This window comes from Microcoleus pseudofavosus SVA1_A4 (assembly GCF_036700565.1).
Classification (GTDB): domain Bacteria; phylum Cyanobacteriota; class Cyanobacteriia; order Cyanobacteriales; family Microcoleaceae; genus Microcoleus.
Window position 1 is genome coordinate 14,712 of sequence record NZ_JAUBPE010000007.1, and the last position, 22,906, is coordinate 37,617.

The window sequence follows — 22,906 nt, forward strand, 5'->3', positions numbered from 1 at the left end:
TTCAGTCCCCGTATTCATGAGTCTTGTACTAGGTGTGCTACGATCGTGATATGTTGAAAATTGAGTATAACTAGACAACGTAAAAACTTAACTGGAATGTTGAGTACGCAGTCACGCCTAACGGTGTTGCCGTCTAGAAAAACTCGCATTTGAACAAAAACCGAACTAGATTAAGAGGACTAATCAAGTACGGTAGGGCATACCGGAATTTACGCTTGAGGAGAAGACACCCTTACTTTGGCTGGAGTAATCCAGTCCCAAGCAAGTGACTTCGCTGAATCAAGAATCTCAGTCACGAAGAGTGCCCAGAGTGTCAAAGTAAAACTTGATAGAGCAACCTCAATCAGGGTTATGTGGCTTCTGTGAGTTATTGCCTCAATCCCAAATGCCCGAATCCCTCCGATCCAGCAAACTCTGGCAAATCCGCGTGTATCCACTGCGGGTCTCAACTTTTGTTGGAAGGTCGATATCGGCTAGTCACGCCTCTCGGAAACGGCGGCTTTGGCAGAACATTTGAAGTGGACGACAACGGCGCCCGAAAAGTGCTCAAAGTCCTGCTCAAAGAACATCCCAAAGCTGTAGAACTTTTTAAGCAAGAAGCCGACGTATTGGTCAGGCTGAGACATCCAGGTATTCCAAAAGTCGATCGCGACGGTTATTTTACATTTTCGCCAGCTCACAGCACAGAGTCTTTTCACTGTCTGGTGATGGAGAAAATTGCTGGGGCAAATTTGCAAGACTGGCTGAAACATCGGGGCCGCCCGATCAGTCAAGAACAAGCTCTGAACTGGCTCAAACAACTGTCGGAAATTTTAGACCAAGTTCACAGACTAAACTATTTTCATCGGGATATCAAGCCGCACAATATTATGTGCAAGCCGAACGGGCAGTTAGTGCTGATTGACTTCGGGACTGCTAGGGAAGTGTCGGCGACTTATTTCGCTAAGGTGGGCCAGGGGCAAAACGTCACTGGTATTGTTTCTCCTGGCTACACGCCGCCGGAACAAACTAATGGCAAGGCTGTTCCGCAGTCGGATTTTTTTGCTCTGGGGCGCACTTTTGTTTATTTGCTGACTGGGAAGCCACCGACTGCGTTTCCCGAGAACCCGCGCACGGGCAGATTAATGTGGCGCAAAGGAGCTCCTCAAGTTTCCGACCCCCTAGCTAATGTGATCGATTACCTGATGGCGCCTTTTCCGGGAAATCGACCTCAAAGTCCGCAGATGGTTTTGCAGTGCTTGGAGGAAATTAATCTCGACGACGCAGAAACTCAGTTGCCGACTCAGTTGCCGACGACGGGGCAAACTAAAATTCGCGGACTTTCCGGGGGGTCTGGGGCGACGAAGCAGAGTTCCAGGAACCGCCTCAGACCTCTAAATTCGGGCTTGAAGAAGCCCGGGAAAGAGGCTTTTGATTGGTGGAAAAATAAGTTGCTGGCGGGCACTGCTGTTTTGATGCTGGGTATTGGCGGATCTCAAATTTACGGTTCGCTGCGTTACGGGGTGTTTCCGGCAAACCCGGTGTGGCTGCTTTCTAGTTTGCCTAGCAGTCAGTTTTTGCAAAGAAGTTTGGATAATGTCGGGAGTGTAAATGCGATCGCCCTGTCGCCGGACGGTCAAACTTTGGTGAGCGCAAGCTTTGGGACGATTAGAATTTGGAATGTGAGGACGGGACGCTTGGTGCGGACTCTCAATCCGGTGCATTCTAAAAAATCGGTCAACACGCTAGCCGTGAGCCCGGACAGCTCGATTTTGGCCAGCGGCGGCGACGACAATAATGTGATTTTGTGGGATTTGAAGACGGGGCGGCGGATGCGGACAATTCCCGCTCACAAAGCCGCCGTCAACGCGATCGCTTTTAGCAGCAACGGTCAAAATCTGGCTAGCGGCAGCGATGACAAAACTGTTCGCTTGTGGAATGTCAAAACCGGCAGCAGGTTGCTGACTTTGAGCGGCCACACCGGAGGAGTAAACGCGATCGCTTTGAGCCGGGACGGTAAAACTCTCGCTAGCGGCAGCCAGGACAAGACTGTGCGTTTGTGGAATCTCGACACCGGAGAAGTCAGAAGAATTATCACAGGTCACGGGGGCGCGGTTAATGCTGTGGCTTTTAGCCCGAACGGGCAAGTTGTGGCTAGTGCTAGCAGCGACAATACGATCCGTTTGTCGAACGTCCAAGACGGCAAGCGCACCCGCACTTTTAAAGGGGATTCGAGCTGGGTGAGGACGATCGCCTTTAGCGCGGACAGCCGCAGTTTAATCGGCGGGGGCGGAGATATTATAGTTTGGGATTTGAAGACGGGAAAAGAAAGAAGCACTCTTTCCGGTCACAGTCAGTTTGTGAATTCTGTTGCTATTGCCAGAGATAGCAAGACTTTTGTGAGCGGCAGTCCCGATCGCACTATTAAGATTTGGCGAATGCCATAATCATTAGTCATTAGTCATTAGTCATTAGTCATTAGTCATTAGTCATTAGTCATTAGTCATTAGTTATTTGTTAGTTCTAATAACTAATTCTCAATGCCCAATGCCCAATGCCCGATTCCCGATTCCCAATTCCCAATTCCCAAATTATCTATAAAAAATTCCCCGCCCGTTTTTGGCAAATTCCTCCACAGTTTGCTGGGACAACTCGTGAAGTGTCATTGCCTGCAATACATCAAAAGGCAATGTTAAATGATGCGCGCCAGCTAATAAAGTTTTTACCGCTTCTTCCGGCGATTTAATGCTAGCTGCCAAAATTTCAGTATTGCTTTTCTTCAAGACATCTGCCATATCTTGCACTAAGGCAAAACCGTCTCCCAACAATCTGGTGGCGCGATTCACGTAGGCGATCGCATATTTAGCCCCCGCTTCTGCTGAGACAACGGCCTGGGCCGCGCTGTAAATAGCTGTCACCGCACAAGGAATTTCCCCCGACAAATGCGCTACTGCTTGGAAACCCGCCACCGTTGCCGGAACTTTCAAAACAGTTTGCCGCCCGATCGACTCAAAAGCAGCCTTTCCTTCTGCTACCATGCCATCAAAATCTGATGCCATTAGCTGATAGTACACTTCTCCAGGAATCAGTTGTGCCAGTTGTTTGAGCGTCACTTCAGGAGATAACTCGCTTTTTGCCAAAAGTGTCGGATTAGTAGTAATTCCCGCTATCCATCCGAACTTGCTCGCCTGTGCGGCTTCCGTTACAATTGCAGTATCAACATAAATTGCCATCGGCTCTACACCTTCAGTTTGTTAATAATTTCCCGACGCTTGTTTCAGCTTGAGATAAATCAGAGCGAAATTAATTCTTAAGCTTTAACAATATCAGAATCTCGTAAATATTACTCTTAAGCAAATATAACAATTTAGTGATGTACCTCACTGGTAGTAGTCCGTGAGTTTTGAATTCAACAGGAATTGCGTCAAGAAACCGGGTTTATGAGGGAAAGCGATCGATCGGACACGGGAGATGGTTTCAATCTCAGAATATTCCTGCGATTGGGATCGCGGACAAGTTATTGACGGTAACGGAGAATTAGTCATGGGCCAATGAATTTGAGTTGCTTGAATAAAAAAAAATCGCCTTTTTTTTTATTGTTAAAACCTTGACTTTGGTCATTAGTTGAAGTACAATTAGATAATGGAAATAGTGGCAAAATTTAATTTTGATTTACTACTTCCATTATCTAAAATATATCCCAAAAGTCCAGAAAAATCAATAGGTAATAGTTCCTTTTTTTGGGAATGATTTTTTTAACAAGATTGAAAAAAACCCGGTTTTTCAAAAATACCTTTATGAGAGCATCCGGGCGCAATCTTGTGTATGAGGGTACATAAAAACGCGAAATCGAAGCGAGATCGGGCATACTCGCACTCTTAAAAAATGCTTTTTACTCTCCCAAAGAGATGCTTCCAGTGAGTAAGTGCTATTCAAGCAGGACTAAGGCAAGTGTGTCACAATTAGTAAAGTGCTCTACTATCCTATACCCTTGATAATCCATTCACAATCAAAGTAGTAGAACACCCTACAAGTCGATTCGAGTGTGCCAGTTCCCTAAGTGCTATTCAAGATAGCTCACAACAGAATTCAAAACTTGGAAGTGATACCAGTTAAAAAAGTAATGCAACTGTAGCCAAGGCTCCAAATCCTTAATTCGTCAGTAATTTCTCATCTAAAATCTCAATTCTAAAATGGTATAAGTTGGTAACTGCGATTGTCGGGTAGGGAAAACTTGACTCGCCAAATCCCGGATACAAAGAGCTTATATTTGTAGTTAGGGTTATGTATGCAATAACTCAAGGAGGGGACTCAGAAAATGACCGAAGAACAAAATCAGCAGCCACAAGTCAGCCTTAAGACATCTTCTGAACAAGCCCAGTTGGAACAACCAGCAGCCAGCGCTGAAGAATTGTCGATAAATGTTAACTCTGAAACTCTGTCTCAATTGGTTGAAAATAGTGGCAAAGACCGTTTGAAGGCTCTAGGGCGCTTGATGATGGTGAGCGTAACTTGGACGCTGGCTGAACTTTCCCAACGCAAGTAAGTTATGGAGTGCTACCGCAACGGGCGAGTTATGAGTTGGGAGTAGGGTTGAGAATTTTGTTTGACTCAAAACTTACTAATTTCCGGTTAATTATCAGAAAACCAGTTTGTAGTGAGAACTTTAGTGGGAGCATCCCATTTTTGCTTTCATATCATGGACGGTTGCATCAGAATAATATATTTGGATGATATAGCGCGCTCACGTCGTCCATAGCGAACGGCCTTTATCGCGAGCGAGACGCTCGCACTCCTAAAAAACGCTTTTTACCAAATTGGGATGCTCCCACTTTAGTCCTATCTCTAAGGACTACTTAATATTCCCGGAACCAACTGCCTGAGAAATCGAATTAAATCCTTTTTCTTCCAACTTTTGCAGCAAACCTTGGAGAATCCGGCGCACCATCCAAGGCCCTTCGTAAACCCAACCGGTGTAAACTTGAATTAAACTCGCACCGGCGGCTATTTTTTCCCAAGCATCTTCGGCGGTGAAAATGCCGCCCACTCCAATTATTGGTAATTCGCCTTTTGTGTACTGCCAGATAAATCTGATTACTTCTGTCGATCGCTCCCGCACTGGAAGCCCGCTAATTCCGCCGGCTTCTTCGGCGATCGGTTTGCCGGTTTCTGGCAATATTTGTGTTTTCAATCCGTCGCGGCGGATGGTGGTGTTTGTGGCGATAATTCCTGCTAGTTGGTAGGTTTTTGCTAAGTCGAGGATTGATGCGATCGCAAGCGGCTCCAAATCCGGCGCAATCTTGACTAAAATTGGCTTGATGCCCTGATTTTCTTGTTGCAAAATTTCCAAAATTGTGGTAAGCCCAGCAGCATCTTGGAGCGATCGCAATCCAGGCGTATTCGGAGAGGAAACGTTGACTACAAAATAGTCGCCCCAATCTTTGAGCAGCTTAAAACTCTCCAAATAGTCGGCTGCTGCCTGCTCTAACGGTGTTACCTTAGATTTACCGAGATTGATGCCGATCGGGAACGGGGACTGAGGCATGGGGCGCGAGGCATCGAATTTTGAATTTTTCTGTGCTGCCTCAAACCGGGCTGCCATTGCCGCGGCTCCTTGATTGTTAAATCCCATGCGGTTGAGGGCTGCACTGTCCTGAGTCAAGCGAAACAAGCGAGGCTGGGGGTTTCCCGGCTGCGGTTGACAAGTGACAGTGCCGAGTTCGGCAAAGCCAAAGCCAAAATTTGCCCAAATGTCAGCAGCTACGCCGTTTTTATCAAATCCCGCAGCCAAGCCCACAGGATTTTTTAAGCTCAGTCCCCACTTCGATTGTTCGAGGCGAGAATCTTGCACTCCCAAAGATTTCTGCAATTGGGAGAGCATTCGGCTGGTTGCGGGGTTTGACTGGGTTCTGGCTGCTAGTTCGAGAACTTGGAGAGTGCGGTTGTGCACCCACTCGGCATCGGTTTTCAATACGGAAAACAACAGCGGCCGCACACCTGATTGATAAATATCCAATGAGTTGTCCTGGGGCAGTTGACAATTGAGAAGGTCAATAAAAATATTCAGGAGGAAAAAGCGAAGGTGAAGTTTTTATTTCAACTTCTATTTCAACTTCGATCGACTCGATCCAATGTTTTAGATGGAAGGATAAGTGAGACGATTATATTATAAGTTGATTCTTTTCCATTTTATTTTTTTAAATTTTTAAGTGGGTAATTTTAAATTGGACAAAGGTGGGGGGAAGCTTGGAAATGGGGCATGAGCAAAGACCGAAGGATTTAGACGAACAAATCGCTGCCCTGGAGCGCGTTCTCCAAACTCTCCGAGAAGAGGAGAATGTTGAAGTGCTGCTGGAGACAACACTCGGTTACTTGCAAGCGGAATTTGACTGGCGGTTGATTTGGATCGGGTTGTACGATCGACAAGCCCACAGATTGTTCGGGAAAGGCGGCATGACTCCTAACGGCGACCTTTCTTTTCTCAAACAGCGGTTTGCCCTCAGTCCGGGGGATTTGCTGGAACAAGTAGTGATTCAGCTTCGGCCGGTGGGAGTCCCGGATTTGCGATCGGAAAACAGAGCCGGAGAATGGCGCAAAGCAGCTCAAACTTTTAACATTCAAGGCACGACTCTGTTTCCTCTCCGCTACAAAGACCGCTGCTACGGCGTGATTTTGCTCGGCACTGACGTGTGGGGAGCGTCGCCAAAGTCGGGGGAAAAAACGCAGTTGGCGCTCGTATTTGGATCGCTGGCCACTGCTCTTTATCAAATAGAAAAAGATTGGCAGCGAGAACAAGTAAAACGCCCAGATGAGTCTCTTTTAGCGCTGATTTCGCAGTTGCGGGAACTGCGATCGCTCGACCAATACTTGCAAGCGGTTGTCGAACAAGCCCATGAATTTATCGAGCCGACGCGCACCAATGTTTATTGGTTCGAGCGAGAGCGGCGCTATTTTTGGCGTCGAGTCAGCAACCGCCAAGTTACTCCGGGTTTGGGCGGGCCGGGCCGAGCGGCTTCGGGCATCACCGTCCAAGACTTGGGCGAATTTTATCAGGCTTTGGGCAGGGAAGAAATGGTTTGGATCGGTGAATCTCAAAGTTCTCTGAAAACTGAGCTGACGGGGCGGTTGATGCAGCAAATCCGCGCTCGCTCTCTGTTGGCTGCGCCGATTGTTTCAGAAGGGGAATTGTTGGGATTTTTGGCAGTCGAAGCCGGCGAGCCCCGGATTTGGCAAGACAATGAAAAGCATTACCTGCGGGGAGCGGCGCAGTTAGTGGCTCTGACGGCTCCTGTGTCCCAGATGGAGGAGAGGATTCAGCAAACTGAGATCGATCGAGATTTAACTGCCGGAATAGCTCGCGCCATCTACAGCGATGCTGACTGGGAGGAGACTTTGAAAAATACCGCCGAGCAGTTGTGCGGGAGACTCAAATGCGAATACTTTTTGCTGCTGCTGTACGGCGAAGAACAAAATCGCTTTGAAATTGTCTGCCAAAATCAGCCCCGCAACCGCAGGCCAGTGCCGTCGCCGCTCAACGCCCTCGATGTAGCTGACGTGGGGCTGTTGTTGATGCGCGAACCTCTGGCTATTGAAAATTGGGAGGAAGACGGGCGGTTGGGCGCTTGGCGGGAAGTGTTGGCGGAGGCGGGGGTGCGCTCGCTTTTGGCATCGAGCACTCAAGGGAAAAAGTTCGAGGGAGAAAACCCCAATCGAAAATCCCCAATCCCCAATCCCCAATCGATCGAGGGTTTGCTGGTTGTCGGGCACAGTGCAACTCGCACTTGGAGGCGATCGGAGCGAGAATTAGTTGCGATAGTGAGCCAACAGCTAGGATTGATCTTGCACTCCTGGCAGCAGAGTTCGGAAATCGACAAATATCAGCAATTTGAGCGATCGCTCAAATCGGGTTTGGCGGTTTTGCAGCATTCTGGCGAGGAGCAATCTGGGCAACAGATATCTGCTGCTTCACCGACGATGTTCCCAGAGTTGCCGCTGCAAAAGCTCGATCGTAACTTTGCTCAACACGTTTCCCAGACAATTTCCTGTCCTTTAGTAGCAGTAATTACTTGGAATCCCGGCCAGGAGGAAGCTTCAATCGCAGCGGCGGTAGCTGCCAATCCCGTATTTGCCCTCAATCCCGAGGCCGTGATTCCTGTCCAAACAGATGCTTTGATCCAACAAACCCTGGCATTCGCGGGCGTGCTGCGACAGAGCATGAGCCAAATGCCGCTGGCGACGAAGCGGTGGCTCCGCAGTCCGGGAATTGGCGAAATTCTGGCGGTGGCGCTGCGGACTTCCCCCGAACACGCTCCGGCGGGCATTGTGGTGGCTGCGGACGCTCCGGGCCGCCAGTGGTCGGAGTTGTCGGTGAATTTACTCAGCTCGATGGCGTCTCAGTTGGCTTGGTGGCGCAGGTATTTGGCGGTGCAATCGGCAAGCGAGTCGCAGCGATTGGATCTGGAGCTGCTCAACTGGTACAAGCAGCGCCGTTTCGAGGATTTTTACCGCACTGTGGGAGCGGGGGTGAAGGAGTTGGGGGAGTTGAGTCAGTCGATTTTGCAGTCGGCGAAGGAACAAAAGGATGCTCTGAAAACTTTGCGCTACCAACAGGTTTTGCGACAAATTGGCAATGCTTTGGGGTCAACTCATTTGTTGCTGAAACAGGAACAGTGGCGGCTGCAATTCGGACAAGATGCGGTGCCTGTGAACGCTTGGTTGAGGCGATCGATCGATCGAACGGCTCCCCTGGTCAAACAGTCGAAAATCTTGCTGGAAGTGCACAGAGAAAGTGCTGTGTCGCTGCCTGCGGGCCAGACTTTGAGCGTTCGCGCCGACAGCATCAAGCTGGATTTGATACTGTGCGAATTGCTGGGGGCGGCTTGCAGGCGCTCCTCTGTTGGCGACAAAATTGAGATTCGCTCTCAGTTGTTGGGGGAAGATTTGCTAGAATTGTCTGTTACTGATAGCGGCGCGATCGATCGACAGTTAATTGCTGCCTTCAACCGCGGTTCCCAGCCTGATATATTAGCGGTTTCTTCAAATAGGTCGATCGTTCAAAATCTCTTAATTTGTCAGCGAGCGGTACGCTTAATGGGGGGAAACTTTTCTTTAGAAATGTTAGAAAATAATTTAATGGTCGCCCGCTTAGTGCTGCCCCTAGCCAATACCTAAAATTATGTTGGGGCGAGCTAACTCCAACGTTATATGCCAATACGGTTCAGTTAGTGCTAAAAAACCGATCGCGCTACGGTTGGGCACGAGTGAACGAACCCTCCGTTTCACTCCGCCCAACATTTTCGCTACAATTTTCCTTAACCCAAGCGTATTGCGTTAAGCTGTTGTGCATTTAAATTGAAGGTCAAAAAACAATTCGCCGTCTTGTGGGGTGTCCCGCCCGCCCTCAATATGCAATTTAAATGCGTGACAGCTTATATGCTTGCTATGCAAGTATTATAATTCATTTAGCTCGTGTTTTTTGTTTAAGTCCCGTTAGTCGATTGATGGATATGTGCTGGGCTGCGGATTTTACAACCCCGTCGTTTGATGTTGGTAATGACAAGCCCTAAACCGCCGGGTTTCAACCGCCGATTTCATTGACTTCAACTACTAGAATAAATCCCTCTTTCTTCCAGTTGCTGCATAAAAAACTCTTCCAAAGTAGGTTTAGCTAAATTCATCCCAATTAGCTGCCCTCCCGTAGCGCTCAGACTAGAAAGAAACTCCTTCGGACTGCCCTGCAAATGACCGTACCACAAATCATTATCAACTTCCATATCCGGTATCCATTTTTGCAGGATATTCAAATGGCCGCCCCTACCTTCAACCCGGTAAGTTTCAGTATTACCCAAAAGTTGGTCGATCGCACCAATGCAGATTAATTCACCCTTCGCCAAAATTGCCACTCGATCGCAAATCTTCTCCACATCAGACAATATATGCGAATTAAAAAAAATTGTTTTTCCTTGATTTTTCAGCGATAAAATTATCTCCCGCATCTGATAGCGTCCCATCGGATCTAAACCCGACATCGGCTCATCTAAAAATACCACATCTGGATTGTTAATCAAAGCTTGAGCCATGCCGATCCGTTGCAGCATTCCCTTAGAATACTGGCGCAACTGTTTTTTAATTGCTGCCGATTGAGCTAGCCCAACTAAGTCTAGCAAATGCGGAATTCGCTGCCGCTGAATCGAGGGGGGAATTTGAAATAACCCCGCCGCAAATTGCAAGAATTCCCAGCCCGTGAGATAATCGTAAAAATAGGGATTTTCTGGCAAATAGCCGACTCGCTGCTTCACTGTGCGATCGCCCAAAGGCCTCCCCAACAGTAGCGCCCTCCCGGAAGTCGGCTGCACTATACCCAGCAAAGTTTTCAGCAGCGTAGTTTTCCCCGCTCCATTTTGCCCTAACAGCCCGAAAGTTTCCCCCTCAAAGACACTCAGAGTGCAACTTTTGAGCGATTCAATCTTTTGGTTCATCCAAAAGCCAGTACGGTAGAACTTGCCCAGATTAAATGTTTCCACTACTGGGGTAGATCCGGGCATCTCGGTGGGATTGGGCGCATCTACAAGAGGTTCCATTTTTGTCAGAGAAATAACTAGCACCTGATTATATTCTATTTCATAAGTTAAGTAATAATTGATTTTTTAAATGTTAAACTAATATTAGCTGCACTTAAATTTTTCTCAATATGGACCGTTCAAAAATTATTGCTATTATCACTGGGGTGATTTCTATAATTTTAGCAGTTGCCTATCTGCTGCTCGTCACCATCCTCGACTTCCGAGGGGAAATGCTGCCCGCACCTCAAAGTCAGTTGCCAGTCTCGCTGCCAATTCAGCAATTGGCTAATGCTAATCTGAGTTTGCGAGTACATTAGTTATTGGTTAGTTGTTATCGGTCATTGCAATAACAACTAACAACCAACAACTGCCAACCAACAACTAACTAATACACATGAATTGCTTTCATCATGTGATATGCAACTAGCAACTGCGTCAAAGCTAGCGGGTAACTTTGCAAAACTTCGCCAGTTGTGCCGATAAGTTTGCCAATTTCCGGGTTGCCTTGGGCGGAGCAAAATCCCCGCAGGTGCGGCAACTCGCTGCACAAAATCTTTTCCAGTTCGTTTACTTGCTCGCTGGTAGCGTGGGAGTCTACTTCCAAAACGTCAACCGGTTTGCCCATATCCCGATCGAGCCCCAAGCGAATTGCAGGTTTAAAACTTTCACTGCCTCGACCTAAAATCTCAGTAAAATTAGGGTGAGGAATTGTAGGTCTGAGCACTAAACGGACGCTCAAATTTGATTCTTTGTCCGCTTCGGGCGGGTAAAAACTAACTACAACATCGGCAAATTGACGCTGGGGGCGAATGAAGTCTTCTGAATCCGATTCCCGCTTTTGCATTTCTGCAAGCACCTGTTCTTCAGTATAACCGCGCTTCATGATATCGCGCTTAACTTTCCACTGAGTTCGCAGCTCTTCTGGGGGAGCGAGATACACTTTTACGTCGTAAGAATCGCGGATTGTTCGGGTTGCGTAACCCAGCAAACCCTCAACTATTACAAATTTGTTGGGCTTGATGTATTCCGGCGGGTCGAATGTACCTGATGTGTGGTTGTAGATGGGTTTGAGAATTGCTTGTCCGGTGCGTAGCAGGCTGAGGTGCTGCTGCATGATGTCGAGGTGATTGCAGTCGGGATGCAATGCTGTGATTCCGATTTCTGCCCGCTGCTTTCTGTCGTAGCGGTGATAGTCGTCAGTGCAAATCACAGTGACATTTTCTGGCCCCAATACTTGGGCAATTCCCCGCGTCAGGGTGGTTTTGCCCGCTGCGCTGTCTCCGACAATACCGAGAATAATTGGTCGATCGCTCATTGTTTTTACCCGGACGCACAATAGCAAATTTTGTTGTCAATCTTAAATCTTATCAAAATTGTGTTCGATCCGATCGCTCGCTCGGATGGTTTGACTCGATCCCCCGGAGTCTCCCCAATTTGTAAAATTATTGTAAAATTTCTTAATATAATGTGACACCGGAGACTCAGGGAGTCATTCGTTTAACTAAGTTTCGTGACGATTTGTGGGGGATACAGTAAATGTTGCTCAGCGGATGGAATCAAACGGTATTCCGGGGGAAATTCAGGTGACTGCTGCGGTTTACGAGCGTTTGAAAGATAAATTTTCGTTTAAAATGGGCGGTGCTGTTGAGATTAAAGGTAAGAAAGAAATGATAGTTTATTTCTGGCTGGGGCGAAATTAGTCATTTGACTAATGACTAATTACCACTCATCGTTTCGTTTGTTGCTGTAACTTTCCCAATCTTCGTATGGCGGCGACTGATACAATGGTTCTGGTTCTATTTCTGCTTCCAATTCTGCTGACATTTCTAATTCGGGTTCCGATTCCTGCTGATAGATGTTCAGAGGTTCGACAACGCGGGCGATCGCATCTTTGACAAATGCTTTTACAAACTCGTCTTTCCTATTTAACTGAAACTGCCTTTGCACGACTTCGGCGATGCCACCGTCGCCCCAATCTTGGTCGTGGCGGAAATATTCAATAAAACTTTTACCGGCAATTCTGGTTAAATAAGCGGCGCTGACTGCTTGAATTGCTTTGCCAAGTACAAACCCGGCTACGCTTAATTGCAGCGCCCTTGACACTACTTGAATTACGCCTTCAACTATTCCCAAACTGGCTAGGGTTTTTGCTAGAGAGAATGCCAATTCTTTCGCGCGATCGATATTTAATTCGCAGCCGTAAATTTTGGCAATTTCTACTACCATTTGAGCGTTAACTGCTGCTGTCGCTAACAAATCCACAACTGGCAAAGGCGTGACAGCAATTACTCCGGCTCCAATCCACTGAAATCGCTCTACTGCTTTATCAGCTTGCCGTCTCCTTTGAGCGTCAATTAACTTGCGCGCTTGGTCTCCCAAGTGCTGAGATTGCAGCAAAATATTGTCCGCAATTAAGTCTTCGCCTTCGGCTCGCAAAATAGCAGCGACGCGCCGAATTAATGGCATAATATCCGGGTCTGGCTGAAAAATTGTGCCGTCTTCTAGTACAACTTTTTGCGGATTGGCGCTAATCGCTACTACATCCATTGCTGATACAAAACCTTTGACTCGCTGCCGCAGCCTAGTGACAATTTCATCTCTGTCGCTGTCGGGATAAAGGTCAACTTTATTAAAAACCACGATCGACCTTTTGCCAATTTCCGCCAAAGTCCGCAGCGGTTCGTACTCGGATTTTCGCAAATCGCCGTCCAAAACAAATAAGATTAAATCCGCCCTCGCCGCCAACTGTCTCGCCAATTCCTCTCTGTAAGTTCCCGCAACTCCCGCTTCCAAGATGCCTGGGGTATCAGTAATTGCTAATTCTCGATCGATTCCTTTCAATGAAAGAGTGTAAGTTTCGCCAACTTCGGTAGTTCCCATCGGCGCGCCCACCTGTCCCGCCATCCGCCCCACCAGCGCATTGACAGCGGAAGTTTTGCCCGCAGAACCGGTACCGAAAACAACTACTCGAACGCTGCCGCGAGCCATGCTAGCTTCAATTTCGCGGGCTCTCAACAGCAAAGCTTGCCGCGCTACTTCATCTTGAATGCGATCGACTTGCTGCCTGATTGCTTTGAGATTTTCCGAAGCAGCTTCACTTTTCACAACAGGAACCTTCGGCTGAATCGCCCGTTTTCCCTTAACTTTCTGAGGGCGTTGCAGCAGCCTAAAATAATAAAACAGCGCAAAAATTAGGGTTCCCAAAAGTACAATTATCAGGAAAATCAGCAAATTAGCCAACAGCGGAGAGGCAGACCACGCAACTTGACTGTAAAGCCCTGTTAAGGAACTCACCAGCCCGATAATCAGCCCCAGGGTGAGGCAGAAAGCAGCAATTAATGTTAACAGGCGCGGCAAAGGCATGAGGGAGTGGCAAATAAAAGGCTTGATGGTTTGATTTTTAGATTTTCTTAAATCTTCTGATCTATAGTTTAGCAATCACACCAAGGAGCAAAAATTATGGGACTATTTGACCAAATTTTGAGCGCGATCGACAATCCCAACCAACAAGCAAGTCCCAATCAGTTGGGTAACATTCTCGGTGCGGTAGAGCAGTTGAGCAGCAACCAGGGCGTCAATACGGGCACGACTCAGCTAGCAATGTCGGTTTTGGGCGGATACGTGCGATCGGCATTGCAAGACGTGCGATCGCAGTCGGGAGACGCACAAGCTCAAGAAGTTGTCAACGAATTTAGCGGCACAAATCCCAATCCCCAAGCGGTAGAGAGTTTGTTCGGAGCAGGCGAACTGACGCAGATAGTGAACGATATCGCCCACAGAACCGGTTTGAATAACGCCACAGTGCAGGCGATGATACCTGTTTTGGTGCCGCTGGTGCTGAATTTGCTAAAAACCGGCAGCAACGCCCAAAACCCAGCCCCAGGCAGCAATCCCGTTTTGAATACGTTTTTAGATGCAGATGGAGACGGCGACGTAGATATTACTGACGCCATGTCGATGGCTAGCCGCTTTTTGAATCAGCGCAGTTAGCACTACCGAAATCACCGTAAGGGCGGGTTTTACCAACAATTTATGCATCAAACAAATCATCTCGTAAACCCGCCCCTGCCAAACTTCACGCATCGTCTGTGTTGCGCTGCTGCAATATATCCAGAATGCGCCGATTTTCCGTCTGGAGACCTCGAATATCTAATTCCACCACCTCCATCCGCTGAAGGCTTTGAGTCATGAGTTGAAGCATCGCATCAATATTGCGCTGATTAATTTCAATATTGCGGTTCATGGTTTCAATATTGCGGTTCATGGTTTCAATATTGCGCTGGTGTACTTCGGTGGTGGAAATTAAAGCACTAACAGCTACTTTAAGATCGATCGCGTCATTTTCGACGCGCTCGACACGATTAGGGAGATCGCTGGATTCACTCATGGGGGGTTTTGCATCGGTACTATAGACTCATTATTTTAGCAAATCGCTATTTCTCGTATTGCAAAACTTCACGCATCGTCAGTGTTTCGGTGCTGCAATATATCCAGAATTCGCCGATTTTCAGTCTGAAGGCCCCGGATGTCTGATTCCACCACCTCCATCCGCTGAAGGCTCTGAGTCATGAGTTGAAGCATCGCCTCAATATTGCGGTTCATGATTTCAATATTGCGCTGGTGTACTTCGGTGGTGGAAATTAAAGCACTAACAGCTACTTTAATATCGATCGCATCATTTTCGAGACGCTCGACACGATTAGGGAGATCGCTGGATTCACTCATGGGGTTTTTGCATCGATACCATACACCGATTATTTTAGCAATTTGTAGGGTGCGTCAGCACGCGATCGTCGCACAACACACAAAAGCGCACTTTGCTGACGCACCCTACTGCCCAATTCAACTGGTCAAATAACAATCAACAATCAACCGTCAACCGTCAACAATCAACAATTATCAACCCAAACCCAAATCAGTAACAGCACCGACACTGCTAGAAGAAACCAACTTAGCGTATTTAGCCAAAACGCCTTTAGTATACCGAGGTTTAGGAGGCTGCCAAAGAGCCATGCGCTGCTCCAATTCTGCATCAGAAACATTGAGCTGCAACAAGCGATTTTGAGCATCAATCGTTATCGAATCGCCCTCTTTTACCAGAGCAATTGTGCCACCAACTTGCGCTTCTGGTGCAACGTGACCTACAACCATGCCGTAAGTTCCGCCAGAGAAGCGACCGTCAGTAATTAATCCTACAGAATCGCCCAAACCTGCGCCAATAATTGCCGAAGTTGGTGCTAACATTTCGCGCATTCCCGGCCCGCCTTTCGGCCCTTCGTAGCGGATAACAATCACATCTCCGGGTTGAATTTTGCCGGCTAAAATTGCATCCAAACAATTTTCTTCAGATTCAAATACCCGCGCCGGCCCGGTAATTATCGGTTTTTTAACGCCTGTAATTTTAGCAACGGCTCCTTCTGTTGCCAGATTTCCCCTGAGAATTGCTAAATGTCCTTGCGCGTAAAGCGGGTTGTTCCAAGGGCGGATGACATCTTGGTCGGTGCGGGGTTCGGCTGGAATATCTGCCAACACTTCAGCAACAGTTTGACCGGTAATTGTCAGCGCGTCTCCGTGCAGCAAACCCTTTTCTAGCAGCATTTTCATTACTTGAGGAATGCCGCCGGCTTTGTGCAAATCGGTTGCTACATATTTACCGCTGGGTTTGAGGTCGCACAGCACCGGCACTTTCGCTCTAATATTTTCAAAATCGTCGAGGCACAACTCAACGCCGATCGCATTTGAAATCGCCAATAAATGCAGCACAGCATTGGTTGAACCGCCGATCGCCATAATTACCGCGATCGCATTTTCAAAGGCCTTGCGAGTCAAAATTTGGCTCGGTAACAACTGTTTGCGGATCGCTTCCACCACAACTTTTGCAGATTCGGCAGCGCTGTCAGCTTTTTCGGCATCCTCAGCAGCCATTGTCGAAGAATAAGGCAAACTCATGCCCATTGCTTCAAAAGCGCTGGACATGGTATTTGCTGTGTACATTCCGCCGCAAGAACCAGCGCCGGGACACGCTTTTTGTTCGACTGCATTGAGTTCTGTTTCGTCAATTTTGCCGGCGCTGAATTGACCGACTGCTTCAAAAACGCTGACGACGGTTAAATCGCGTCCGTTGTGGTGTCCTGGTTTGATCGTGCCGCCGTAAACAAAAATAGCAGGAATGTTCATGCGGGCGATCGCAATCATCGCCCCCGGCATATTTTTATCGCAACCGCCGACAGCCAGCAACCCGTCCATACTTTGGCCGTTGCAAACAGTTTCTATCGAATCAGCAATCACCTCTCTCGACACCAGAGAATATTTCATCCCTTCAGTTCCCATCGAGATCCCGTCGCTGATAGTAATCGTACCGAACATCTGCGGCATGGCACCGGCTTCCTTTGTCGCCGCAGTAGCCCGCAAAGCGAGGTCGTTCAATCCCATATTGCAGGGCGTAATCGTGCTGTAGCCGTTGGCAATGCCCACAATCGGCTTCGTGAAATCGCTGTCGCCAAAACCGACGGCCCGCAGCATTGCCCGGTTGGGCGCGCGCTGCACGCCTCCAGTCACAGCTTGGCTTCTCAAATTTTCAGGCATTTTAAAATTTCCTTTGTCAGTTGTCTGTTGTTGACTTGTCAGTTGTCTGTTTTTCTTTGCTGCTGGCTGTTTTACTGCCCAGTGCCGAGAGTTTTACCCTATGTTTGATTTTCTCAGAAGCGTTGATATTTGTCAGGCCCTTGAGGAGGGAGCACCACAGCAGTGCCACCAAAGCAGTGCAAAGATTCTACAGATACTACAGCCTGCAGGGTGAATACCGTGGTTATCTGGGATGATGTGGTAACACCCATCACTCTAACGTTTGAAAACAATTGCGAGGCGAATGACATGGAGGCCGATCGAATTCTGAGGCAATATGCGGCCGGAGAAAGAATTTTTCGAGAAATTAACCTCGCCGGGGCCGACTTACAAGGGGTAAACCTCAGCGAGGCTAACTTTACCAGAGCGAATTTCCAAGACGCAAACCTCAAAGGCGCTAACCTGACAGGAGCGAACTTGCGCGAGGTGAAATTGGCAGGGGTGGACTTGACGGAAGCTAATTTGACCGAAGCAAATCTGATCGGTACCGATTTGAGCCGCGCCAATCTCAGCGGGGCTAACCTGGTGGGAGCCAACCTGCGCGGCTCAATGGCGAGAGAAGTCAACATGACCAAGGCTAATTTGACGGAAGCTAATTTGACCGAAGCCAACTTTACCGAAGCGAATTTGTTTGCGGCCAACTTAACCGACGCTAGCATGATTCGCACTAATTTGATGAAAGCAAATTTGAGTTGGTCAACTCTCAAAGCGGTAAACCTGACAAATGCCATCCTCAGCGAGTCGCTTTTAGAAAGAGCTAACCTGAATCAGGCAATTCTTAGCGGGGCGATGCTGAGCGGGGCCAACCTGACTGGTGCAGACTTGCGCCAAGTAACGATGGTTGGAGCTAATCTGAGCGAAGCTAATCTGAGCAATGCTAATTTGAGAGTTGCTAATGTGAGCTGGTCAACGCTGGCAAGAGCTAATTTGAGCGGTGCTAATTTGTACCGGGCAAAGCTGTACTGGTCTAATTTCAGCGGGGCTGTTTTGGTGGAAGCGGTTTTGATTGATGCTAATCTCAATCGAGCTAACTTCCGCGATGCAGATTTGAGGCGGGCAATTATGCCCGACGGCACAACTAATGACTCTTAAAATTTGATTGTTGACTGTTGACTGTTGACTGTTCACTGTTAACTACAGACTAATGACTAATGACTATCAGTGAATTATTGATGTTGGGTGCGGCCGGAATTTTTGCCGGAATTCTAGCTGGATTTTTGGGCATCGGCGGCGGTACGGTGATCGTGCCTTTGTTGGTGACTCTCAATTACACTCCGGTGCAAGCGGTTGCTACTAGCGGTTTGTCGATCGTCATTACAGCTATTTCTGGCAGCATCCAGAATTGGCGCATGGGCTACCTCAGCTTGAGCCAAGTCGCAGGCATCGGATTTCCCGCCGTCATCACAGCACAAATCGGTGCTTATTTGGCGGGGATATTTCCGCCTTACTTGCTGTTACTTACTTTTGGGCTGTTGCTGTGGCTGAATATTTATTTGATTGAAGTTCGCAAGCGCGTGACAGCTAAGAAGAAAGCGGAAGCAGAACAAGGGCAACTGGGAGGACAAGCCGGACAAGGGGAAAATCCTCAATTACCAATTACCAATTACCAATTACCACATAATTCAAATATTTTATTCAATCCAACTTTTGCTAAAATTGCTACCGGCAGTGCCGCGGGTTTATTAGCGGGTTTGTTTGGCGTAGGCGGCGGCGTGATTATGGTTCCCCTGCAAATTTTGCTGTTAGGAGAAAGCATTAAAACCGCAATTCAAACGAGCTTGGGCGTCATCGTCATTACGGCAATTTCGGCGACGGCTGGACACGCGGCGCGCGGGAATGTTTTGTGGGTTGTGGGGTTGATTCTGGGCGGCGGCGGTTTGTTGGGCGTGCAGGTGAGCACGCGGTTTTTGCCGAGATTGCCCGATCGTATTGTTAGTTTAGCTTTTCGATCGCTCTTGGCAATCTTATCGATTTATATTTTCTGGCAAGCTTGGCAAAAATTTAGTAACGGGTAACTGGTAATTGGTAAGGTGCGCGGCCCGGCGCACCCTACGAAAGAAGGAGGGAAAGTGCGCGCGCAGCACCCTACGAAAAACTCCTAACTAACGACTAATTTGTGGATAGTTTCTTCACGGCGCGAGTCAGACGCTGCAAATAAGGCTTGACAATTTCTTGATTTTGCCGCTGCAATTGGGAAACTTGCTGCTGCAAATGCTGAATCTCGGTTTGCAGCTTCCCTGCGTCTATTGTGGGTCGATCGAGCACATCCTGCAATTGCTTCAAAGAACCTGGGATTTGATCCAAGTCTACTTTGTTCGATCGCTCCTGCAACTGAGCCGTAATAGTTTTAACTTCAGTTAACTTTTCGTCCATCAATAAAAATCGGACGTTGACATTTTCCCAATCTTGTGCTCTGAGGGCGCTATTTTCCAAAATGCCGAGTTTTTGCTGCAAATCCAACAGTTGCGTGTTGAACTCCTGAGAGTCTCCCGGAAGCGCCTGCGCTTGGCGTTCGAGTGAGGCTACGGCAGCTTGTACCTCGGCGATGGCGCCGGATTCCAAGCCCAGGATTTTATGCTGCAAGTCGGAGACAGCGGTGTAGAGTTCCGCAGGTTGTACAGGTAGCATCTGAACTTGCTGCGATCGACGTTCTACTGCGGCCTGTACGTCCGCGATCGCAGAATTTGCCTTGTGTTGCATTTGTTGCTCGAAACGCTGGCGATTGGCGAGATTCAGGGAGATTGCTGCGGTTAAAGGGGCAGCAGCGTAGAGAATTTGGCCCGACAATCCAGCAGCAATCGCGCCAATCGCTGAACCGGCAACAGAGGCGTATTCTGCGAATTCTAGCCAGTCCGGCTGGTTCGGGGCACTTCTGGAAGCTGGGAATGATGCTTTTTCAATCTTCTGCATAGCCTTTTAGTCGTAGTCTGATAGATGGCGATAGGGACATGATAAAAGCGATCGGCAAATAAATCAGGGCTATTTGTCAAAATTTCCTGATTGTGGTATTTTTGTTGACCGAAAGCATCCAGGATACAAGCCCCCGGATTCATCCGTCCAGAAATAAAAAACCTGTATCCGATGAAACTTGCCCCGCGAATTTATCCGTGGGGTCAATCCTTCAATTCTTTAATCTAAAATCTTTAATCTAAAATCTAAAATCGATTGACCTCATGCCGGATACCTTGTGCGTTTAAAACGGTCAGTCTCGGGTAAAATTCAGAATTAAGTCGATCGCTCAAAACATTTAACCGATAACCGTTAACCGCCGTCTGTCAGGAGTATACAGAAAATGGGTCTTAAGATTATTGAAAGCTACGATAGCAGTTTTGTCCTCGAACCTGATGCTAAAACTGCACTGTTCGGTTCATTAACCGGTGAAAGCTTTCTCCAACAAGTAGCGCTACAATTGCAATGCTCGCGCATTGAGTTTGCCGAGTTACTTTTTCAGCCCGTGCCTTACAGCAGCGAGACGCCGAAGGGAATGCCTGCTGAATTTGAAAAGTATCACGAATCGAGCGATTTTGCGATCGTCAACGTCCCGCCTAATTTCATGTTCCAAGCCAAAATATTTAAACCCAGCCGCCTCTGTGCAATTTATCGCGTTTTCAAGAGTTAGGTTAAGGCTGGTTCAACTGTGGTTTAATCTAAAATCTAAAATCTAAAATCTAAAATCGGATGACAGAAGACATTCACTCTCTCGCCAGCTTAGAATTCATTCCCTACATTGACTCCGAGGGAAAATTGCCCGAGTTGATCCAGGGAAAAATTGGCGTTTACGCGATTTTTGACAGCGAGAAAGTCCTGCAATTTGTCGGCTATTCTCGCGACATTTACCTCAGCCTCAAACAGCATTTGGTACGCCAAACCCAGTATTGCTACTGGCTGAAAGTCCAAACTATTGACAAGCCCAGCCGCACTATCCTAGAAAGCATCCGATCGAGTTGGATTGCGGAAAACGGTTCGCAGCCCCAAGGCAACGGTGTCGATGCTGCCAAGTGGAACGATCCCATCGACACCAAAACAGTGATGACTGCCCAAGAAACGGCAAATTATGAAGGTATCTTCGCCGATGAAATTGCCAAAGATAAATTGTTGAAAAATGTCGCGCGGCGCGTAGAAAATGAAATTTTATCGCTGCTGAAAGCTCGCGGTGTAACTGAAGAAATTCGGTTTAATCCCAAGCTAAAAACTAGCGGATTGCTCGATTTAAAATAAATACAATAGTCCTTACTGCGAACCGTAGGGAAACGGCAATGCCGTTTCCCTAATTCCCGCGCCGGACACGGCATTGCCGTTTCCCTACAGATTCTTGGCTACAATCTATCTGATATATCATCTCCGTCTGTTAACATTTTAACAGTTAAGATTTAACACAGATCGGAATCTGCACAATTAACTTAGCTCCTCGGCCCGGAGCAGAAATACAACTGATTTGCCCTCGATGTTTTTCCACTACAATATCGTGACTGATTGCCAACCCTAATCCAATACCGCTGCCTACAGGCTTCGTAGTAAAAAATGGGTCAAATATCTGGTGGCGCACTTCCTCACTCATCCCACAACCGTTATCGGCAATGTGAATAACAACGGATTTATAGTTGTGAGTGGCTAATTTTGAATCTTGATTGTGCAGGGCCGATTCTGACTCACAACTTACTGAAGTGCTGATGGTAATTTTTCGGGGAGACGGTTGGGTTTCCAGGGCATCAATAGCATTACTTAGGAGGTTCATGAACACCTGATTTAATTCACTGGCGTAACAGGTGACTCTTGGCAGTTGGCTGTAGTCTTTAATGACCTCTATCTCACCGGCCTTGTGTGCTCCCTTCAGCCGGTGCTGCAAAATAACTAAAGTATTGTCAATGCCTTCATGAATATCCACTGGCTTGTACTTTTCTTCGCCCAGGCGGGAGAAGTTGCGCAAAGACAGCACAATTTTGCTAATCCGAGAAGCACCATCTTTCATCGAATTCAGCAGTTTTGAATAATCCTCTGCGATGAAGTCGGGTTGAATCGCGTCCAATTCGTCGGTAATTTCTGCAACGGGGTGCGGGTAGTAATGTCGGTACAATTTGACGAGGCGAAGTAAATCTCGCGCATAGTCCGCCGCTAGAGCAATATTGCCGTAGATAAAGCTGACGGGATTGTTGATTTCGTGAGCAATTCCTGCCGCTAGCTGACCTAAAGAAGCCATTTTTTCCTTCTGTATTAACTGAGCTTGAGTCTTCTTGAGTTCAGTTAAGGTTTGTTGGAGTTGCTGGGCGTAGGATTGTGTTTGTTGGAACAACTGGCGCTGCACGAGTTGATTTGAGACGCGCGCCACAACTTCTTGTTCGTGAAACGGTTTTGTGATATAATCTATACCGCCAACTTCAAAGGCTTTGACTTTATCTAACACATCATTTAAAGCACTGATAAAAATAACGGGAATGTCCTTGGTTGTGGGAGAAGCTTTCAACGCTTGGCAGACTTTGTAGCCGTCCATACCGGGCATCATGATATCCAGCAATATCAAGTCAGGAGCAGTTAATTCGATCGACCTCAGAGCTAGTTGACCGTCGGGTGCCGTGCGTGTTTTGTACCCTTGCTTCGAGAGTATTTGAGCTAAAAGTTGCAAATTAGCCGAAATATCATCAACAATTAAAATATTCCCTTTTAAGAGGGTAGTTGCTTCGTAATTCATATCTAGTCTGGTAAAATAACCTTTGTAGGTTTGTAGTAAGGACTTTAGTTCTCTG

General features: G+C 47.5%; 20 protein-coding genes. 10 read left to right on the forward strand and 10 right to left on the reverse strand.

The genetic code is table 11. The features are described from left to right. The first annotated feature begins 353 nt into the window (after positions 1-353). Positions 354-2,426 carry a protein kinase domain-containing protein gene (locus QUA02_RS04825; RefSeq protein WP_333025720.1) on the forward strand — a complete coding sequence of 691 codons (2,073 nt, stop codon included), beginning with the start codon at positions 354-356 and terminating at the stop codon, positions 2,424-2,426. 144 nt (positions 2,427-2,570) lie between these two features. Here QUA02_RS04825 and QUA02_RS04830 read toward each other — a convergent pair whose 3' ends face one another. Next, positions 2,571-3,212, reverse strand: coding sequence for a transaldolase family protein (locus QUA02_RS04830; protein ID WP_333025721.1), 642 nt, complete (start codon positions 3,210-3,212; stop codon positions 2,571-2,573). A gap of 1,085 nt (positions 3,213-4,297) precedes the next feature. Here QUA02_RS04830 and QUA02_RS04835 point away from each other — a divergent pair. Next, positions 4,298-4,525: a hypothetical protein gene (locus QUA02_RS04835; RefSeq protein WP_333025723.1), complete on the forward strand. Its 228-nt coding sequence runs from the start codon at positions 4,298-4,300 to the stop codon at positions 4,523-4,525. A gap of 306 nt (positions 4,526-4,831) precedes the next feature. Here the strand turns inward: QUA02_RS04835 and QUA02_RS04840 are convergent, their stop codons facing one another. Further along, positions 4,832-5,995: a quinone-dependent dihydroorotate dehydrogenase gene (locus QUA02_RS04840; protein ID WP_333025724.1), complete on the reverse strand. Its 1,164-nt coding sequence runs from the start codon at positions 5,993-5,995 to the stop codon at positions 4,832-4,834. A gap of 236 nt (positions 5,996-6,231) precedes the next feature. Here QUA02_RS04840 and QUA02_RS04845 point away from each other — a divergent pair, with 236 nt between their 5' ends. Beyond that, positions 6,232-9,150, forward strand: a complete 2,919-nt coding sequence (locus QUA02_RS04845) for a sensor histidine kinase (protein WP_333025725.1) — start codon at positions 6,232-6,234, stop codon at positions 9,148-9,150. 428 nt (positions 9,151-9,578) lie between these two features. On the opposite strand, the gene QUA02_RS04850 is transcribed toward QUA02_RS04845, so the two are convergent. Beyond that, positions 9,579-10,559: an ABC transporter ATP-binding protein gene (locus QUA02_RS04850; protein WP_332983421.1), complete on the reverse strand. Its 981-nt coding sequence runs from the start codon at positions 10,557-10,559 to the stop codon at positions 9,579-9,581. 110 nt (positions 10,560-10,669) lie between these two features. Between QUA02_RS04850 and QUA02_RS04855 the strand changes: the two genes are divergently transcribed. Then, a complete protein-coding gene (locus QUA02_RS04855; RefSeq protein WP_333025726.1) occupies positions 10,670-10,858 on the forward strand; it encodes a hypothetical protein in 189 nt (62 codons plus the stop codon). Positions 10,859-10,926: 68 nt separating this feature from the next. Here QUA02_RS04855 and QUA02_RS04860 read toward each other — a convergent pair whose 3' ends face one another. Continuing rightward, entirely contained in the window at positions 10,927-11,856 is a 930-nt protein-coding gene (locus QUA02_RS04860) for a phosphoribulokinase (RefSeq protein WP_333025727.1), read from the reverse strand. Positions 11,857-12,061: 205 nt separating this feature from the next. On the opposite strand from QUA02_RS04860, the gene QUA02_RS04865 reads away from it, so the two are divergent. Beyond that, a complete protein-coding gene (locus QUA02_RS04865; RefSeq protein WP_333025729.1) occupies positions 12,062-12,241 on the forward strand; it encodes an adenylate/guanylate cyclase domain-containing protein in 180 nt (59 codons plus the stop codon). 19 nt (positions 12,242-12,260) lie between these two features. On the opposite strand, the gene QUA02_RS04870 is transcribed toward QUA02_RS04865, so the two are convergent. After that, the gene (locus QUA02_RS04870; protein ID WP_333025731.1) at positions 12,261-13,904 is read right to left on the reverse strand and encodes a YcjF family protein; all 1,644 of its coding nucleotides are present in this window, start codon (positions 13,902-13,904) and stop codon (positions 12,261-12,263) included. A gap of 96 nt (positions 13,905-14,000) precedes the next feature. On the opposite strand from QUA02_RS04870, the gene QUA02_RS04875 reads away from it, so the two are divergent. Then, positions 14,001-14,531 carry a hypothetical protein gene (locus QUA02_RS04875; protein WP_333025733.1) on the forward strand — a complete coding sequence of 177 codons (531 nt, stop codon included), beginning with the start codon at positions 14,001-14,003 and terminating at the stop codon, positions 14,529-14,531. A gap of 85 nt (positions 14,532-14,616) precedes the next feature. On the opposite strand, the gene QUA02_RS04880 is transcribed toward QUA02_RS04875, so the two are convergent. The 3 genes from QUA02_RS04880 to ilvD form a co-directional block, all read right to left on the reverse strand. Further along, positions 14,617-14,928 carry a hypothetical protein gene (locus tag QUA02_RS04880; protein WP_333025734.1) on the reverse strand — a complete coding sequence of 104 codons (312 nt, stop codon included), beginning with the start codon at positions 14,926-14,928 and terminating at the stop codon, positions 14,617-14,619. A 68-nt stretch (positions 14,929-14,996) separates the two neighbouring features. Continuing rightward, positions 14,997-15,266 carry a hypothetical protein gene (locus QUA02_RS04885; protein ID WP_333025736.1) on the reverse strand — a complete coding sequence of 90 codons (270 nt, stop codon included), beginning with the start codon at positions 15,264-15,266 and terminating at the stop codon, positions 14,997-14,999. A gap of 174 nt (positions 15,267-15,440) precedes the next feature. Then, positions 15,441-17,126, reverse strand: a complete 1,686-nt coding sequence (gene ilvD / locus QUA02_RS04890; protein ID WP_333025738.1) for a dihydroxy-acid dehydratase — start codon at positions 17,124-17,126, stop codon at positions 15,441-15,443. Between the two features lie 288 nt (positions 17,127-17,414). Between ilvD and QUA02_RS04895 the strand changes: the two genes are divergently transcribed. Then, positions 17,415-18,257, forward strand: coding sequence for a pentapeptide repeat-containing protein (locus QUA02_RS04895; RefSeq protein ID WP_333025867.1), 843 nt, complete (start codon positions 17,415-17,417; stop codon positions 18,255-18,257). 59 nt (positions 18,258-18,316) lie between these two features. After that, a complete protein-coding gene (locus QUA02_RS04900; RefSeq protein WP_333025740.1) occupies positions 18,317-19,180 on the forward strand; it encodes a sulfite exporter TauE/SafE family protein in 864 nt (287 codons plus the stop codon). A 94-nt stretch (positions 19,181-19,274) separates the two neighbouring features. Here QUA02_RS04900 and QUA02_RS04905 read toward each other — a convergent pair whose 3' ends face one another. Beyond that, a complete protein-coding gene (locus tag QUA02_RS04905; RefSeq protein ID WP_333025742.1) occupies positions 19,275-20,075 on the reverse strand; it encodes a hypothetical protein in 801 nt (266 codons plus the stop codon). Between the two features lie 382 nt (positions 20,076-20,457). Between QUA02_RS04905 and QUA02_RS04910 the strand changes: the two genes are divergently transcribed. Together QUA02_RS04910 and QUA02_RS04915 are read left to right on the forward strand one after the other, a co-directional pair. Then, positions 20,458-20,784 carry a hypothetical protein gene (locus tag QUA02_RS04910; protein WP_333025744.1) on the forward strand — a complete coding sequence of 109 codons (327 nt, stop codon included), beginning with the start codon at positions 20,458-20,460 and terminating at the stop codon, positions 20,782-20,784. A 59-nt stretch (positions 20,785-20,843) separates the two neighbouring features. Then, entirely contained in the window at positions 20,844-21,383 is a 540-nt protein-coding gene (locus QUA02_RS04915) for a GIY-YIG nuclease family protein (RefSeq protein WP_333025745.1), read from the forward strand. Between the two features lie 145 nt (positions 21,384-21,528). Here QUA02_RS04915 and QUA02_RS04920 read toward each other — a convergent pair whose 3' ends face one another. Then, a complete protein-coding gene (locus QUA02_RS04920) occupies positions 21,529-22,851 on the reverse strand; it encodes a hybrid sensor histidine kinase/response regulator (protein WP_333025746.1) in 1,323 nt (440 codons plus the stop codon). Positions 22,852-22,906 lie beyond the last annotated feature (55 nt).

Excerpts from the sequence above, each read along its gene's own strand:
- QUA02_RS04830 (WP_333025721.1), bottom strand. The coding sequence starts at position 3,212 with ATGGCAATTTATGTTGATACTGCAATTGTAACGGAAGCCGCACAGGCG.
- QUA02_RS04835 (WP_333025723.1), top strand. The coding sequence starts at position 4,298 with ATGACCGAAGAACAAAATCAGCAGCCACAAGTCAGCCTTAAGACATCT.
- QUA02_RS04845 (WP_333025725.1), top strand. The coding sequence starts at position 6,232 with ATGGGGCATGAGCAAAGACCGAAGGATTTAGACGAACAAATCGCTGCC.
- QUA02_RS04850 (WP_332983421.1), bottom strand. The coding sequence starts at position 10,559 with ATGGAACCTCTTGTAGATGCGCCCAATCCCACCGAGATGCCCGGATCT.
- QUA02_RS04855 (WP_333025726.1), top strand. The coding sequence starts at position 10,670 with ATGGACCGTTCAAAAATTATTGCTATTATCACTGGGGTGATTTCTATA.
- QUA02_RS04860 (WP_333025727.1), bottom strand. The coding sequence starts at position 11,856 with ATGAGCGATCGACCAATTATTCTCGGTATTGTCGGAGACAGCGCAGCG.
- QUA02_RS04870 (WP_333025731.1), bottom strand. The coding sequence starts at position 13,904 with ATGCCTTTGCCGCGCCTGTTAACATTAATTGCTGCTTTCTGCCTCACC.
- QUA02_RS04875 (WP_333025733.1), top strand. The coding sequence starts at position 14,001 with ATGGGACTATTTGACCAAATTTTGAGCGCGATCGACAATCCCAACCAA.
- QUA02_RS04880 (WP_333025734.1), bottom strand. The coding sequence starts at position 14,928 with ATGAGTGAATCCAGCGATCTCCCTAATCGTGTCGAGCGCGTCGAAAAT.
- QUA02_RS04885 (WP_333025736.1), bottom strand. The coding sequence starts at position 15,266 with ATGAGTGAATCCAGCGATCTCCCTAATCGTGTCGAGCGTCTCGAAAAT.
- ilvD (WP_333025738.1), bottom strand. The coding sequence starts at position 17,126 with ATGCCTGAAAATTTGAGAAGCCAAGCTGTGACTGGAGGCGTGCAGCGC.
- QUA02_RS04895 (WP_333025867.1), top strand. The coding sequence starts at position 17,415 with ATGGAGGCCGATCGAATTCTGAGGCAATATGCGGCCGGAGAAAGAATT.
- QUA02_RS04900 (WP_333025740.1), top strand. The coding sequence starts at position 18,317 with ATGACTATCAGTGAATTATTGATGTTGGGTGCGGCCGGAATTTTTGCC.
- QUA02_RS04905 (WP_333025742.1), bottom strand. The coding sequence starts at position 20,075 with ATGCAGAAGATTGAAAAAGCATCATTCCCAGCTTCCAGAAGTGCCCCG.
- QUA02_RS04910 (WP_333025744.1), top strand. The coding sequence starts at position 20,458 with ATGGGTCTTAAGATTATTGAAAGCTACGATAGCAGTTTTGTCCTCGAA.
- QUA02_RS04915 (WP_333025745.1), top strand. The coding sequence starts at position 20,844 with ATGACAGAAGACATTCACTCTCTCGCCAGCTTAGAATTCATTCCCTAC.
- QUA02_RS04920 (WP_333025746.1), bottom strand. The coding sequence starts at position 22,851 with ATGAATTACGAAGCAACTACCCTCTTAAAAGGGAATATTTTAATTGTT.